The organism is Vallitalea maricola (assembly GCF_036985595.1).
Taxonomy (GTDB): domain Bacteria; phylum Bacillota; class Clostridia; order Lachnospirales; family Vallitaleaceae; genus Vallitalea; species Vallitalea maricola.
Genome location: NZ_BTPU01000210.1, coordinates 1 through 275 on the forward strand (window position 1 = coordinate 1; position 275 = coordinate 275).

1 protein-coding gene is annotated in these 275 nt (G+C 29.8%); it reads right to left on the reverse strand.

Going from position 1 to position 275, the window contains the following annotated elements; genetic code table 11:
- Positions 1-275 (reverse strand): Gfo/Idh/MocA family oxidoreductase (locus AACQ14_RS23890; protein ID WP_339366042.1); only part of this gene is annotated, 275 nt, incomplete at both ends.

Sequence of the window (275 nt, forward strand, 5' to 3'; positions counted from 1 at the left end):
ACAAAGAAAAAAATGCACCAAAAGGTGCATTTTTTTCTTTGTAATAATCAAGAGAACCAAACGAAGAGATTTTCTTACAATGATTCCCCACTAACCATAAAAGAATATCCATATCATGACAACATTTTTGAAGAATCATTGGACTTTGTGTTTTGGAATTACCCCAATTACCTCGAACAAAACTATGGGATTGATGAATACGACCAACATATTCATTATGATTTATGGTCATAATGTCACCAATTACTTTTTCATCTATTAATTCCTTAATTTTT